Genomic DNA, 13928 nt, shown 5'->3' with positions numbered 1-13928 from the left:
ACCTCAGTGCACGGGATCGGCGATGTGCTGCGTGCCGATCCGCTTGCGGAAGACCCAGTACGTCCAGCCCTGGTAGAGCAGGACCACCGGGGTGGCGACCCCGGCGCACCAGGTCATGATCTTCAGCGTGTAGGGGCTGGACGAGGCGTTGGTGACCGTCAGGCTCCAGTCCGGGTTCAGCGTGGAGGGCATGACGTTCGGGAACAGCGTCAGGAACAGCATCGCCACCGTGGCGACGATGGTGATGCCCGACAGCGCGAACGCCCAGCCCTCACGCCCGGCACGCGCGGCACCCAGCGCCGCGACCAGTGCCGCCACGGCCGCGACCAGCGCGACCAGCGACGCCCCGTCACCGCGATCGGCCTGTGTCCACAGCAGGAAGACCAGCGCCAGCACGGCCGTGACCGCACCGACCCGCAGCGCCAGCGTCCGCGCCCGCTCCCGGATCTCCCCCACGGTCTTGAGGCCGACGAACACGGTCCCGTGGAAGGTGAACAGCGCCAGCGTGACCAGACCGCCCAGCAGCGCGTAGGGGTTGAGCAGGTCCAGGAGCCCCCCGGCGTAGTTGAAGTCCCGGTCGATCTTCACGCCCCGCACGATGTTGCCGAAGGCCACGCCCCACAGGAAGGCCGGGAGGAGCGAGGTCCAGAAGATCGCCGTCTCCCAGTTGCGCTGCCAGTTCTCCTCGGGCCGCTTCACCCGGTACTCGAAGGCCACGCCCCGGACGATCAGGCAGACCAGGATCAGCAGCAGGGGCAGGTAGAAACCGGAGAACAGCGTGGCGTACCACTCGGGGAAGGCGGCGAACGTCGCGCCGCCCGCCGAGAGCAGCCACACCTCGTTGCCGTCCCAGACGGGTCCGATGGTGTTGATCAGCACGCGCTTCTCGGGCCGGTTGCGGGCGAGCAGCCGTGTGAGCACACCGACCCCGAAGTCGAAGCCCTCCAGGAAGAAGTAGCCGGTCCACAGGACAGCGATCAGGACGAACCAGACGTCGTGCAGTTCCATGACTGTGCAGCTCCCTCGGCCTAGTACGAGAAGGCCATCGGCTTGTCGGCGTCACGGGTGTCGCCGCCGATCTTCGTGGGCGGGTTGAGGTCGGCCTCGGTGAGCTCGGGCGGTCCGGCCTTGACGTACTTCACGAGCAGCTTGACCTCGATCACGGCGAGGATCGCGTACAGCGTCGTGAAGACGAGCATCGAGGTGAGGACCTCGGCCTGGGAGACGCCGGGGGAGACCGCGTCACGCGTCTGGAAGAGGCCGTAGACGACCCACGGCTGCCGGCCCATCTCGGTGAAGATCCAGCCCCAGGCGTTGGCGATCAGCGGGAAGGCCATCGTCCAGACCGCCACCAGCCAGTACAGGCGGGTCAGACGCGGCTGCAGCGGCTTCCGGAACAGCACCAGATGCGGCACCTCGTCGTCGCCGGTGCGCCAGGCGGCCGGCAGCATGAACTTCTTGCGGGTGAGCCACAGTCCGAGCAGACCCACGGAGAACGACGCCATGCCGAAGCCGATCATCCAGCGGAAACCCCAGTAGGCGACCGGGACGATGGGCTTGTAGTCGCCGGGGCCGAACTGCTCCTGGAGCGCCTTGTTGGTGTCGTTGATGCCCGGCACGTAGGACTCGAAGTCGCTGTGGGCCAGGAAGGAGAGCAGCCCGGGGATCTCCAGGGCGACCTTGTTGTGGCCCTCGTCGACGTCCCCGTACGCGAAGACCGAGAAGGGCGCCGGCTTCTCGCCGTCCCACAGCGCCTCGGCGGCGGCCATCTTCATCGGCTGCTGCTCGTACATGACCTTGCCCAGCGTGTCCCCGCTGACCGCGGTGAGCAGACCGCCGACGGCGACGGTGACGAGGCCGAGCCGCAGCGAGGTCCGCATGACGGGGATGTGCTTCTTGCGCAGCAGGTGGAAGGCGGCGATGCCCACCATGAAGGCGCCGCCGGTGAGGAAGGCCGCCGCGAAGCTGTGGAAGACCTGGTTGAGCGCGGTGTTCTGGGTCAGCACCAGCCAGAAGTCGGTGAGCTCGGCCCGGCCCTTGGTCTCGTTGATCCGGTAGCCGACCGGGTGCTGCATCCAGGAGTTGGCGGCCAGGATGAAGTACGCCGAGAGCAGGGTGCCGATCGAGACCATCCAGATGCAGGCCAGGTGGATCTTCTTCGGCAGCTTGTCCCAGCCGAAGATCCACAGGCCGATGAAGGTCGACTCGAAGAAGAACGCGATGAGGGCCTCGAAGGCCAGGGGAGCACCGAAGACGTCACCGACGAAGCGCGAGTAGTCGGACCAGTTCATGCCGAACTGGAACTCCTGCACGATGCCCGTCACCACGCCCATCGCGATGTTGATCAGGAAAAGCTTCCCCCAGAACTTGGTCGCCCGGAGGTACTTCTCCTTCTCCGTCCGCACCCATGCGGTCTGCAGACCGGCCGTCAGAGCGGCCAGCGAGATCGTCAGGGGAACGAACAGGAAGTGGTAGACGGTGGTGATGCCGAACTGCCATCGCGCCAGGGTCTCCGGCGCCAGAGCCAGGTCCACGTCGCCGCTCCTTACCTACGCTTGTGAAAGCGTTCACATTCACAAGCCATTATGCAGCACGCACATTCGAGGGTTGGAGGGGGTCCGGTGTGACGCTCGTCAACCCTTGGCTCGACCTTCAACATAATGTTGAATCTGCCGCATGCAGACGCAGACAGCGACCCGGATCCGCATCTCTTGGCCCTCCGGGCACCTCACCGCGACCCTCGACGACACCCCGACCACGCAGGCCCTCATCAAGGCACTGCCCCTGGTCTCCACCGCCCGGACCTGGGGCGAGGAGGTGTACTTCGACACAGGAGTGTCGGTTTCACGTGAAACCGGCGCCCGTGAGGTGGTCGCCCCGGGCACGGTCGCCTTCTGGATGGACGGCGACGCCCTGGCACTCCCCTACGGGCCCACGCCGATCTCCCGGGGCGGCGAATGCCGCCTCGCCGGCCCCTGCAATGTCCTCGGCCATGTCGACGGCGATCCCCGGCTGCTCGCCACCGTCCGGGACGGCGACCCCATACGCGTGGAGCCGGTCGACGACTGACGCCGACCGGCTCCCACCACGAGGGTCCTTCTCGGACCCTTCAGCCTCCTCGGCCCGCAGGTCCTCGGCGCGCGTTCGACGCAGCGCCCGAAGGCTCTCGAAGCCCGGGTCTCAGAGCTCCTTGCGGAACCCTTCCGCCACCTTCAGGAAGATGTCGTTCCCCTCGGCCTCGCCGACCGTCACCCGCACACCCTCGCCCGGGAACGGCCGGACCACCACGCCCGCCTGCTCACAGGCCTCCGCGAAGCCGACGGTGCGCTCCCCCAGCCGCAGCCACACGAAGTTGGCCTGGGTCTCCGGCACGGTCCAGCCCTGGGCGCGCAGCCCGTCGACCACGCGCGTGCGCTCGCACACCAGCGAACCGACCCGGCCGAACAGCTCGTCCTCGGCCCGCAGCGAGGCGATCGCCGCCTCCTGCGCGAGCTGGCTGACGCCGAACGGCACCGCCGTCTTGCGCAGCGCCGCCGCCACCGGCTCGTGGGCGACGGCGAACCCGACCCGCAGCCCGGCCAGGCCGTACGCCTTGGAGAAGGTCCGCAGGACGCAGACGTTGGGGCGGTTCCGGTACAGCTCGATGCCGTCCGGTACCTCGGGGTCGCGGATGAACTCGCGGTAGGCCTCGTCGAGCACCACCAGCACGTCACCGGGGACCCGGTCGAGGAAGCGCTCCAGCTCCGCCCGCCGCACGACCGTGCCGGTCGGGTTGTTGGGGTTGCAGACGAAGATCAGCCGGGTCCGGTCGGTGACGGCGTCCGCCATCGCGTCGAGGTCGTGCACATCGCCCGAGGTCAGCGGTACCTGCACCGAGGTCGCGCCGCTGATCCGGGTGATGATCGGGTACGCCTCGAAGGAGCGCCAGGCGTAGATCACCTCGTCGCCCGGGCCGGAGGTGGCCTGGATCAGCTGCTGCGCGACGCCGACCGATCCGGTGCCGGTGGCCAGGTGGGACAGGGGCACGCCGAACCGCTCGGACAGCTCGTTCATCAGCGCCGTGCAGGCCATGTCCGGGTAGCGGTTGAAGTTGCAGGCCGCCGCCGTCACGGACTCCATCACGCCCGGCAGCGGCGGGTAGGGGTTCTCGTTGGAGGACAGCTTGTAGGCCACGGGTCCGCCGGCCGCCGCGGGCTTGCCCGGCTTGTAGGTGGGGATCCCCTCCAGCTCGGCGCGCAGCTTGGGGCTCGTCTCGCTCACCGCAGTCCTCCTCGTGAAGACCGGCGGCCCATGACCGCCGCCGACATCCAATACTCCTCACCTTATGAGGATTCGGCGCCGCTGCGTATAGCCGCGGCGAAGCGACCGCCGCCGGTACCACGCGCCCCACCGGCAACAGGGGCATCGGCGCATGAAGGCGTACGAATCCGGGGGCGCGCTGCACATATATCTACGCGCCGGTGGTGCACGCCCTGGCGCGCATCACCCGTGCAGGTGAGTTGAGACCTCTTCGCAACATCCGCCTCGGGGCAGGTGGGCACGCGCCACCGCACCACGTACTGCCATGGGAACGCCCAACACCCTCTGTTTCACAGGCAATTGACACTCGATGATCATGCAGAAACGTGTCTGTCAATGCGTGCATATGCGTCCGCCCTACCCCACCGCATGAGCCCTACTATCGGCTCGCCATGACAGCAGCAGGGAAGCACCAGGTGAGCCGCGCGGAAACCTCACGGCGAGGCAGCCGGCCGGGTCGGGCGGGCATCAGAGACGTGGCCGCCGCCGCCGGAGTCTCCATCACGACCGTCTCCGACGCCCTCAACGGCAAGGGCCGGCTCCCGGACGCCACCCGGCGCCACGTCCGCGAGGTCGCCGACCGGCTGGGCTACCGGCCCTCGGCCGCCGCCCGGACCCTCCGCACCGGCAAGTCGGGGCTCATCGGCCTGACGGTGACCACGTACGGGGATGAACCTTTCACCTTCACCGAGTTCGCGTACTTCGCCGAGATGGCGCGGGCCGCCACCTCCGCCGCGCTGGCCCGCGGCTACGCCCTCGTCATCCTGCCCGCGACCTCCCGGCACGACGTGTGGTCGAACGTCGCCCTGGACGGCACGGTCGTCATCGACCCCTCCGACCAGGACCCCGTCGTCAGCGAGCTCGTCCGGCAGGGCCTTCCCGTCGTCTCCGACGGCCGTCCCGCCGGCGCGCTGCCCGTCACGGCCTGGGTCGACAACGACCACGAGGCCGCCGTCCTCGGCATCCTCGACCACCTGGCCGACGCCGGCGCCCGCCGCATCGGCCTGCTGACCGGCACGAGCACGGACACCTACACCCACCTGTCGACCACCGCGTACCTGCGCTGGTGCGAGCGCGTCGGCCAGGACCCGGTCTACGAGGCCTACCCGGCGCACGACCCGTGCGCCGGGGCCGTCGCCGCCGACCGGTTGCTCGCCCGGCCCGACCGGCCCGACGCGGTCTACGGACTGTTCGACCCCAACGGCACCGACCTGCTCGCCGCCGCCCGGCGCTACGGCCTGCGCGTCCCCGAGGACCTGCTGCTCGTCTGCTGCAGCGAGTCCACCGTCTATGCGAACACCGAGCCGCCGATCACGACGCTCTCCCTCAAGCCGCGGCGCATCGGCACGGCGGTCGTGCAGCTCCTCATCGACGCCATCGAGGGCGTCGAGTCGGAACACCCGGTCGAGCAGGTGATACCGACGGAGCTGATCGTGCGCACGTCGTCCCAGCGGCGGCCCCCGCGCACGACGGTCAGCCCGCCGCGGTCACCCGAGAAGACGTAGGAGCGCGCTCCCACGTGACGAAGGCCGGCCTCCTGGGGAGAAACGGGGCCGGTCCCCCGGAGGGAAAGGATCGTTCTCGCGAAGAGAACAAGCGCGAGGACGGTCGCACGGTGGTCGAAGCCCGGCGCAATCGGGGCGAAAGCCGCGGCGAACCGAAGTCTTGCTCTGATTCAGCACCCCTGGGTCATCACATGGCGCGATCCGCATTCCTATGATGGGCCCACGACACCGGCGGACCGCTACGACCAGGCAGTCCGATGCGGTGCAGATGCGGCGCGATGGTGGAGGGGTCGATGACTCAGGGGGCCGGTCAGGGACCCGCGGTGGAGCGGACGGCGACGTTGCGCGACTTCCGGGTGCCCGCGTACGTCCACGAGACCGGTCCGTACGTCCACAGCGTCCACCCCGGCGAGGTCGCCCCGCCGCCCGCGGAGACCTATCCCGAGGGCTACACGCCGACCCAGCGCGACCTTCCCGTCGTGAACCGGGGCGACACTGTCCAGGTGACCGTCGAACCCGAAACCGCCCCCGCCCCGCAGTCCGCCACCGGGCAGGGCCCGCTGTACGTCGTGGGCGACGTCCACGGCTACCTCGACCAGCTGGTGGCCGCCCTTCAGGAGAAGGGCCTGCTCGACGCCGCCGGCAACTGGTGCGCGGGCACCGCCCGGCTGTGGTTCCTGGGCGACTTCACCGACCGCGGCCCGGACGGCATCGGCGTGATCGACCTGGTCATGCGGCTGTCCGCCGAGGCCGCCGCGGCCGGCGGCTACTGCAAGGCGCTCATGGGCAACCACGAGCTGCTGCTGCTCGGCGCGAAGCGCTTCGGCGACACCCCCGTCAACTCCGGCGCGGGCACCGCCACCTTCCAGGCGGCCTGGCTGCTCAACGGCGGCCAGAAGACCGACATGGACCGCCTCCAGGACCACCACCTGCAGTGGATGGCCCGGCTCGACGCCGTCGAGGAGGTGGACGGACACCTGCTCGTGCACTCCGACACCACCGCCTACCTCGACTACGGCCGCTCCATCGAAGAGGTCAACGACACCGTCCGCGAGACGCTCACGCGCAACGACGCGGACGAGGTCTGGGACCTGTTCCGCAAGTTCACCAAGCGGTTCTCCTTCCGCGACGAGGGCGGGGCCGACGCCGTGCGCTCCCTGCTCGACACGTACGGCGGCACCCGCATCGTCCACGGCCACAGCCCGATCCCGTACCTGCTGGGCGAGGCGGGCTCCGAGGAGGACGACGAGGCCACCGACCCCGTCGTCGAGGGTCCGCACGTCTACGCCGACGGGCTGGCCATTGCGATGGACGGCGGCGTGACGATGGCCGGGAAACTGCTGGTCCAGCAACTCCCCCTGGCCACCTGACCGTTCACCGGGGCGGCGACGGCCGCTCCGGGGCCCTTGCCGCCGAGGGGCCAATTTCGGTAAACCCCCTGTCACCGCACACCGTCACCGCTCTACCATCGGCTTATCCGTAGCAGGCTCCCCTCCGTTTCTGCCCGACGGCTCGTCAGCATGCCGAGCCCCAAGCCCTACGGAGCATCGGGGGATGCACATGAACAGCGTTCCGCAGCACCTGCTGAGCGAGGACCGCCAGGAGTACGAGCGGATCCTCGATGAGGCGCTGCGCTCCGCCCCACACCGTCCGGAACTGTCCGCCGTCGGACGGCGGCTCAACTCCGAGCAGCTGCGCACCATGGCGCTGAACGCCACCGCGCTCATCACGGCCGCCGCGTCGGCCGAGTACCAGCACTACGTCAAGCTCCGCGACGAACTGCGCCAGCCGGCGCCGTCCCCCACCTCGTCCGTGCGCGACTCCGGGTCGTCCGAACCGGGCACGGGCGGGGCCGGACTCGCCGCCACCGTGGGTGAGGTCGCCGCCGAGACCGCCGGCGCGGGTGCCGTCGCCGTCGTCGCCGTCCTCGCACCGGTCCTGGCCGGCACCGCCGCCGCGATCTTCCTGCTCGTCGGCTACATCCTGCGGATGATCGACCCCGAGCAGGGATTCGCCCGGACCATGCTCACCACCGGCTGGGTCTTCGGCGCCGTGACGGCCGTCGCCATCCTGGTCGCGGCGGTGGGCCTGCTGCTCACCGCCCTGCGCAACAAGCCGACCGCCGAGACGGGCCCGTACGGGGCGCTCCGCGCAGAGGTCGACCGGGCCAAGGAGGAATGGCGCGAAGCCCTGCTGGAGCGGGGCATCCTGCCGTTCCTGCGGGAGGCGCTCGCCGACCCTGGATCGGCAGCCGCGCTGCACCACCCCGCGCCCTCGGCGCCGGTCAGCCGCATGCCGCACCTCGGCTACGACCGTCCGGGCTTCTCCAGCCCGGACGACGGCAGCCGCGGCTCACGGCCGAGCTTCAGCAGTCCGGACTACACGAGCCCGGACTTCGGGGGCCCGGAGCACCAGCCGGACTAGCGCGTCGCCGAGGGCCTTCCCGGTGCGGCGCAGCAGCGTCCCGTGTCGGGCGCCCGCCCCCCGACGGGCGCCCGACGGCGCGCACTCCCCGGCCGCGAGGCCACGGGGAAGCGCGAACCGGGCACCCGGCCGGGCGGACGCGTCCGCCCGGGCACCCGGTCGAGCCGCAGGTCAGTCGGCGATCGGCAGGTACACCCTGTTCCCGCTCGCCGCGAACTCCTTCGACTTCTGGGCCATGCCCTCCTCGATCTCGTTCCGGCTGCCGCCGTGCTCCCGGCGGATGTCCTGCGAGATCTTCATGCTGCAGAACTTCGGACCGCACATCGAGCAGAAGTGGGCCGTCTTGGCCGGCTCCGCGGGGAGCGTCTCGTCGTGGAACTCCCGTGCCGTGTCCGGGTCGAGAGCCAGGTTGAACTGGTCCTCCCACCGGAACTCGAAGCGGGCGTCGGACAGGGCGTCGTCCCACTCCTGCGCGCCCGGGTGCCCCTTGGCCAGGTCCGCGGCGTGCGCGGCGATCTTGTACGTGATCACGCCGGTCTTCACGTCGTCCCGGTTCGGCAGGCCCAGGTGCTCCTTGGGCGTGACGTAACAGAGCATCGCCGTGCCCCACCAGGCGATCATCGCGGCGCCGATGCCCGAGGTGATGTGGTCGTATGCGGGCGCGACGTCGGTGGTCAGCGGGCCGAGCGTATAGAACGGGGCTTCATCGCAGATCTCCTGCTGAAGGTCGATGTTCTCCTTGATCTTGTGCATCGGGACGTGGCCCGGGCCCTCGATCATGGTCTGTACGTGGAAACGCTTCGCGATCCGGTTGAGTTCCCCGAGCGTCCTCAACTCCGCGAACTGCGCCTCGTCGTTGGCGTCGGCGATGGAGCCGGGCCGGAGGCCGTCGCCGAGCGAGTAAGTGACGTCGTACGCGGCGAGGATCTCGCAGAGCTCCTCGAAGTTCTCGTACAGGAACGATTCCTTGTGGTGCGCCAGGCACCAGGCCGCCATGATCGAGCCTCCACGGGAGACGATGCCCGTCTTGCGGTTCGCGGTGAGCGGCACGTAGGCGAGGCGCACGCCCGCGTGCACGGTCATGTAGTCCACGCCCTGCTCGGCCTGTTCGATGACCGTGTCCTTGTAGATCTCCCAGGTCAGCTCCTCGGCCCGGCCGTCGACCTTCTCGAGGGCCTGGTAGAGGGGCACCGTGCCGATGGGGACGGGGGAGTTGCGCAGCACCCACTCGCGCGTGGTGTGGATGTTGCGGCCGGTGGACAGGTCCATGACCGTGTCGGCGCCCCAGCGGGTCGCCCAGGTCATCTTCTCGACCTCCTCCTCGATGGAGGACGTCACGGCCGAGTTGCCGATGTTGGCGTTGACCTTCACCAGGAACCTCTTGCCGATGATCATCGGCTCGATCTCCGGGTGGTTGACGTTGGCCGGCAGCACCGCGCGGCCCGCCGCGATCTCGTCCCGCACGACCTCGGGAGAGACGTTCTCCCGGAGGGCCACGTACTCCATCTCCGGGGTGATCTCGCCTCGCCGCGCGTACGCGAGCTGGGTGACCGCCTTGCCGTCCCGGCTGCGGCGCGGCTGGCGCGGGCGTCCGGGGAAGACGGCGTCGAGGTTGCGGAGACCGCCGCGCGGTGAGGTGTGCTTGATGCCGTCGTCCTCGGGACGGACGGGGCGGCCCGCGTACTCCTCGGTGTCGCCGCGGGCAACGATCCAGTTCTCACGCAGCGGCGCCAAGCCCCTGCGGACATCGGTCTCGACGAGCGGATCGGTGTATGGCCCGGAGGTGTCGTACAGCGTGACCGACCGCCCGTTGGTGAGGTGCACCTGACGGACCGGCACGCGCAGGTCGGGGCGGCTGCCCTCGATGTACGCCTTGTGCCAGCCGATGGACTTCCCGGCCTCGTCGGACTGTGCGTCCCGAACGGAGGCAGGCGTGCGTGCGTCCTTGTTGGTCATGAGACCTACTCCCTACGCCGGCATTACCCGGTAACAGGTTCGGCGGTCGACGCAGCGGCTTCCGTCCTCCGACGTTCCGTGGGAAACATCACTCGACTTCGGTGATGTTTCATGTGAAACATCGCTGGGACGAAGGTCAGCGCCCTCTCAGCCCGGTGCTCCGAGCTCCCGCGTGTACAAAAGGTGACTCCACGCTAGCGGCAATTCTGGCGCGGTGACCAGAGGGCCCCTCTCGTTCTTGCGATGATCGGTCGGTGACCACCTCGCATCGCTCCCCCTATTCACCGCCCGAGCCGCCCCGCGGCCCCGGCGTCGGCGCCGGCAACGGCAACGGCAACGGCAACGGCCGGGGAGATGACCACGGCTTCGCCTCCGGCACCGGACACGGGCCGGTCGTGGGGCAAGGGCGCGGTTCCGCCCCGGCTCAGCGGCCGGGGCCCGCCCGGGGTGACTGGCAGAACCAGGGTCCGTCCAGCGCCTTCGGGCAGGGGCCGCGCGATGAGCGGGGGTCAGGCGCGGAACCCAGCGGCGGACGGGCTCCGGGCTTCCGCCACGGCTTCGGGAACGGTCCCGGGGACGGCCGCGGTTCCGGCAGCGGCCACGATCACGGCGCAGGCCACAACGGCGGGCACGACCACGGTGGCGGGCACGGTGGCGGGTACGGCAGTGGACACGACGGCGGGCCCGGCAGCGGACAGGGTCGCGGACGTGACGGTGGACCCGGCAGCGGACAAGGCGCAGGCCGCGACCAGAATGGCGGGCAGGGCAGCGGACATGGCCACGGGGGCGGTCACGGCGGTCACGGCGACGGTCCCGTTCCGGGAGGCGGACACGGGCACTCGCACAGCCACGGTCCGGCCGCACCCGTCTCGCAGCACCTGCGCAAGGTCATCGCCGCGGTCCTGATCCCCTTCGCCGCGGCCGTCCTGGTCGGACTGGCCGTTCTCTGGCCGGGCGGTGCGCCGCCGCACGAGCGCACGGGAGTCGGGTTCGACCGGCAGACCCAGCAGGCCACGGTCACCGAGGTCGTGGAGGTGAGCTGCAAGGAGGCCGGGGCGCAGGGTGTCCCGCCGACCGGCGACACCTCCACCGCCGAGGGGTCCTCCGCGGTGCAGCAGGAGGCGGGCACCTGCAAGAAGGCGACGATCCGGATCGACACCGGCCAGGACAAGGGCCGCACGTTCACGGAGATCGTCCAGCCCGACCAGTCCCGCCAGTTGAGCGAGGGCCAGGGGGTCGTGGTCGCCTACGAGCCCTCCGCACCGAAGGACCTGCAGTACTCGGTCACGGACGTCGACCGCCGGCTGCCTCTGAGCCTGCTCGCCGGCATCTTCGCGGTCGCCGTGGTGGTCGTCGGGCGCCTGCGGGGGCTGATGGCCCTCATCTCGCTGGCCATCAGCTTCATGGTGCTGAACTTCTTCATCCTGCCCGCGATCCTGCAGGGCTCGAACCCGCTGCTGGTGGCGGTGGTGGGTTCGAGCGCGATCATGCTCATCGCCCTGTACCTGTGCCACGGCCTGTCCGCGCGGACCTCGGTGGCGGTGCTCGGCACCCTCATCTCGCTGCTGCTGATCGGCTTCCTGGGCTCGGTGTTCATCGACTGGGCGGCCCTCACCGGCAACACCGACGACAACACCGGCCTCATCCACGGCCTCTACCCGACGATCGACATGAGCGGTCTGCTGCTCGCCGGCATCATCATCGGCTCGCTCGGCGTGCTCGACGACGTGACGGTCACCCAGACCTCGGCGGTATGGGAGCTGCACGAGGCCAACCCGACGATGGGCTGGCGCGGGCTGTACCGCGCGGGCATCCGGATCGGCCGCGACCACATCGCGTCGGTCGTCAACACGCTCGTCCTCGCCTACGCGGGTGCCGCGCTGCCGTTGCTGCTGCTGTTCTCCATCGCGCAGAGCAGTGTGGGGACGGTCGCGAACAGCGAACTGGTCGCCGAGGAGATCGTGCGCACGCTGGTCGGCTCGATCGGCCTGGTCGCCTCGGTGCCGGTCACCACGGCCTTGGCAGCCCTCGTGGTCTCCGCGGACCGCCCGGAACCACAACCCGCCACGGAGGCCGCGACCGCACCGGCGCGCGGAGGCAGGGGCCGACGCCGCAAGCGCTGACGGTGCCCTTCAGGGGCAGGGACCGAAGACGCGAGCGCTGACGCAGGCGCGGCTTGGGGCGCTTCGCCGACGGCAGTCCGGCCTCTTGCCGCGTGGCGCCACCGAGTCGCCCGTCACCACGGCACCGGGCAACAGCGTTCCCGCTTCGCCGGCGGCCCCCGGCGAAGCGTTACTCCACCGTGCCGCGCGGACGCTCGGTCAGCCGGCGCCCTGCTCGGCGAGGATGCGGTCCAGCGCCTCGTCGAGATGCGCGTCGAAGTCGGCGAGCGAGCCCTCCTGCCCCAGCGGCACCAGCTTGTCGGTGCGGTCGAGGAAGGCCACCAGCGGGGCTGTCGAGGAGCGGAAGAGGGCCTGATCGCCGCCGACCTGAAGCCGGATCAGCACCTCGCCCAGCGCGTCGGGTTCGACGGGCGTGACCCGTACGTCGCCCTCCCCGCACGGCCGGCCGACCCCGTCGATCAGCAGTTCCCGCCCGAAAGCCCAGGTGACCGGGGCATCGCCCGGCAAGTGGAACGTCAACCGGACGGCATAGGGATCACTGGTCTCATAGCGCAATTCCACCGGAATGCGGAACGAGAGCTCCTCGGACACGAGAAAGCTCATCATGACCTCTGCCTGCACGGACTCGCGCATGGATAACCCCGTCATTCGCCGTCGACTGGCCGGGTACAAACCTCTGACACTGGAGGAATCTTGCTGAACGTACACAGCAGATCACAAGGAGTGAGTTTTCACATACTGATAGAGAGCGCCAGCGAGCCGAGCATCCGGCCGATCTCGGCCTGCAACTGCCGGGCCGCGGGCAGCAGCCGGTGCTCTTGGTGAGCGGGCAGTGAAATGGCGATGGTCGCGGCCGTGCTGCCCAGCGTGAGGGGGATCGCCGCGCACACCGCGCCCAGCGCGTACTCCTGGCGCTCCGTCACCGGCTCCATCCGGCGGATCCGCTCCAGCCGCCTCAGCAGGCTGTGGCTGTCCCGCACCGTGTACGGCGTGAGCGCCTGCACGGGGTAGCGGTCGAGGTGGTCCCGGCGGGCCTCCTCGTCGAGCTGGGACAGCAGACACTGCCCGATGGCGTGCGCGTGGCCCGTCTCGCGGAAGCCGGCCCACTCCTCCACCGCCGGAGTGCCGGGGGAGTCGGAGACGCACATGACCTCGATCTCGCCCTCGCGGTAGACCGCGTAGTACACCGGCACGCCGAGGGTGTCCCGCCAGTGTCCGAGCGCGTCCACCACCGTGCTGCGACGTTTCTGCCGCGCCCCGCTGCTGCTCAGCCGGTCGGCAGCCTCGCCGAGGAAGAACAACCCCTTGTCCCGCCGCAGGTAGCCCTCGTGCACCAGGGTGCGCAGCAGGTGGTACGTCGTGGGCAGGGCGAGCCCTGTCTCGCGGGCCAGTTGCTTGGCCGGGGCACCGTACTCGTGCCGGGCGACGGTCTCCAGCAGACGCATCGCGCGCTGCACGGACCCGATGAGCGTGGCCGGCGCCGCGGCGGGCGGCAGCGGCGGGACGGACGCCGCCGAGCGTGGTTGGGCGGGGACCGCGTGCAGGTGGACGGTTGCGGTGTCGGCGGGGACCAAGGGTCACTCCCGGAGCGCGAGGGGGAGACCGTGCGGGGTACACGGGT

11 protein-coding genes and 1 riboswitch are annotated in these 13928 nt (G+C 70.1%); of the genes, 5 read left to right on the top strand and 6 right to left on the bottom strand.

Going from position 1 to position 13928, the window contains the following annotated elements:
* Positions 1–3: 3 nt before the first annotated feature.
* On the bottom strand, positions 4–1008 hold the full coding sequence (cydB, locus tag ACFYWG_RS26520) for a cytochrome d ubiquinol oxidase subunit II (protein ID WP_383498950.1): 1005 nt from the start codon (positions 1006–1008) through the stop codon (positions 4–6).
* Between the two features lie 20 nt (positions 1009–1028).
* A complete protein-coding gene (locus ACFYWG_RS26515) occupies positions 1029–2534 on the bottom strand; it encodes a cytochrome ubiquinol oxidase subunit I (RefSeq protein WP_383498947.1) in 1506 nt (501 codons plus the stop codon).
* A 142-nt stretch (positions 2535–2676) separates the two neighbouring features.
* Between ACFYWG_RS26515 and ACFYWG_RS26510 the strand changes: the two genes are divergently transcribed.
* On the top strand, positions 2677–3069 hold the full coding sequence (locus ACFYWG_RS26510; protein ID WP_389203917.1) for a cyclophilin-like fold protein: 393 nt from the start codon (positions 2677–2679) through the stop codon (positions 3067–3069).
* 111 nt (positions 3070–3180) lie between these two features.
* On the opposite strand, the gene hisC is transcribed toward ACFYWG_RS26510, so the two are convergent.
* Complete coding sequence (gene hisC / locus ACFYWG_RS26505; RefSeq protein WP_376325765.1) at positions 3181–4260, bottom strand: histidinol-phosphate transaminase; 1080 nt, start codon at positions 4258–4260, stop codon at positions 3181–3183.
* Positions 4261–4691: 431 nt separating this feature from the next.
* Between hisC and ACFYWG_RS26500 the strand changes: the two genes are divergently transcribed.
* From ACFYWG_RS26500 to ACFYWG_RS26490, 3 genes are all read left to right on the top strand, one after another.
* Positions 4692–5804, top strand: a complete 1113-nt coding sequence (locus tag ACFYWG_RS26500; protein ID WP_376325763.1) for a LacI family DNA-binding transcriptional regulator — start codon at positions 4692–4694, stop codon at positions 5802–5804.
* 278 nt (positions 5805–6082) lie between these two features.
* Positions 6083–7174: a metallophosphoesterase family protein gene (locus ACFYWG_RS26495; protein WP_376325761.1), complete on the top strand. Its 1092-nt coding sequence runs from the start codon at positions 6083–6085 to the stop codon at positions 7172–7174.
* A gap of 184 nt (positions 7175–7358) precedes the next feature.
* Complete coding sequence (locus ACFYWG_RS26490; RefSeq protein ID WP_389203916.1) at positions 7359–8228, top strand: hypothetical protein; 870 nt, start codon at positions 7359–7361, stop codon at positions 8226–8228.
* Between the two features lie 171 nt (positions 8229–8399).
* Here the strand turns inward: ACFYWG_RS26490 and thiC are convergent, their stop codons facing one another.
* Complete coding sequence (gene thiC, locus ACFYWG_RS26485) at positions 8400–10184, bottom strand: phosphomethylpyrimidine synthase ThiC (protein WP_383498937.1); 1785 nt, start codon at positions 10182–10184, stop codon at positions 8400–8402.
* Positions 10177–10366, bottom strand: a riboswitch (TPP riboswitch). (Overlaps the previous gene by 8 nt.)
* Before the next feature lie 72 nt (positions 10367–10438).
* Between thiC and ACFYWG_RS26480 the strand changes: the two genes are divergently transcribed.
* Complete coding sequence (locus ACFYWG_RS26480; RefSeq protein ID WP_389203914.1) at positions 10439–12307, top strand: YibE/F family protein; 1869 nt, start codon at positions 10439–10441, stop codon at positions 12305–12307.
* A 198-nt stretch (positions 12308–12505) separates the two neighbouring features.
* Here the strand turns inward: ACFYWG_RS26480 and ACFYWG_RS26475 are convergent, their stop codons facing one another.
* Positions 12506–12940, bottom strand: coding sequence for an SsgA family sporulation/cell division regulator (locus ACFYWG_RS26475; RefSeq protein ID WP_376325742.1), 435 nt, complete (start codon positions 12938–12940; stop codon positions 12506–12508).
* A 98-nt stretch (positions 12941–13038) separates the two neighbouring features.
* Positions 13039–13881 (bottom strand): IclR family transcriptional regulator, encoded by an 843-nt coding sequence (locus ACFYWG_RS26470; protein ID WP_383498929.1) that lies wholly within the window; start codon positions 13879–13881, stop codon positions 13039–13041.
* Between the last annotated feature and the right edge of the window lie 47 nt (positions 13882–13928).

Source organism: Streptomyces sp. NPDC003456 (genome assembly GCF_042878735.1).
GTDB lineage: Bacteria > Actinomycetota > Actinomycetes > Streptomycetales > Streptomycetaceae > Streptomyces.
Note: the sequence above shows the minus strand (reverse complement) of the source record. Positions and strands in the feature narration are given on the sequence as shown.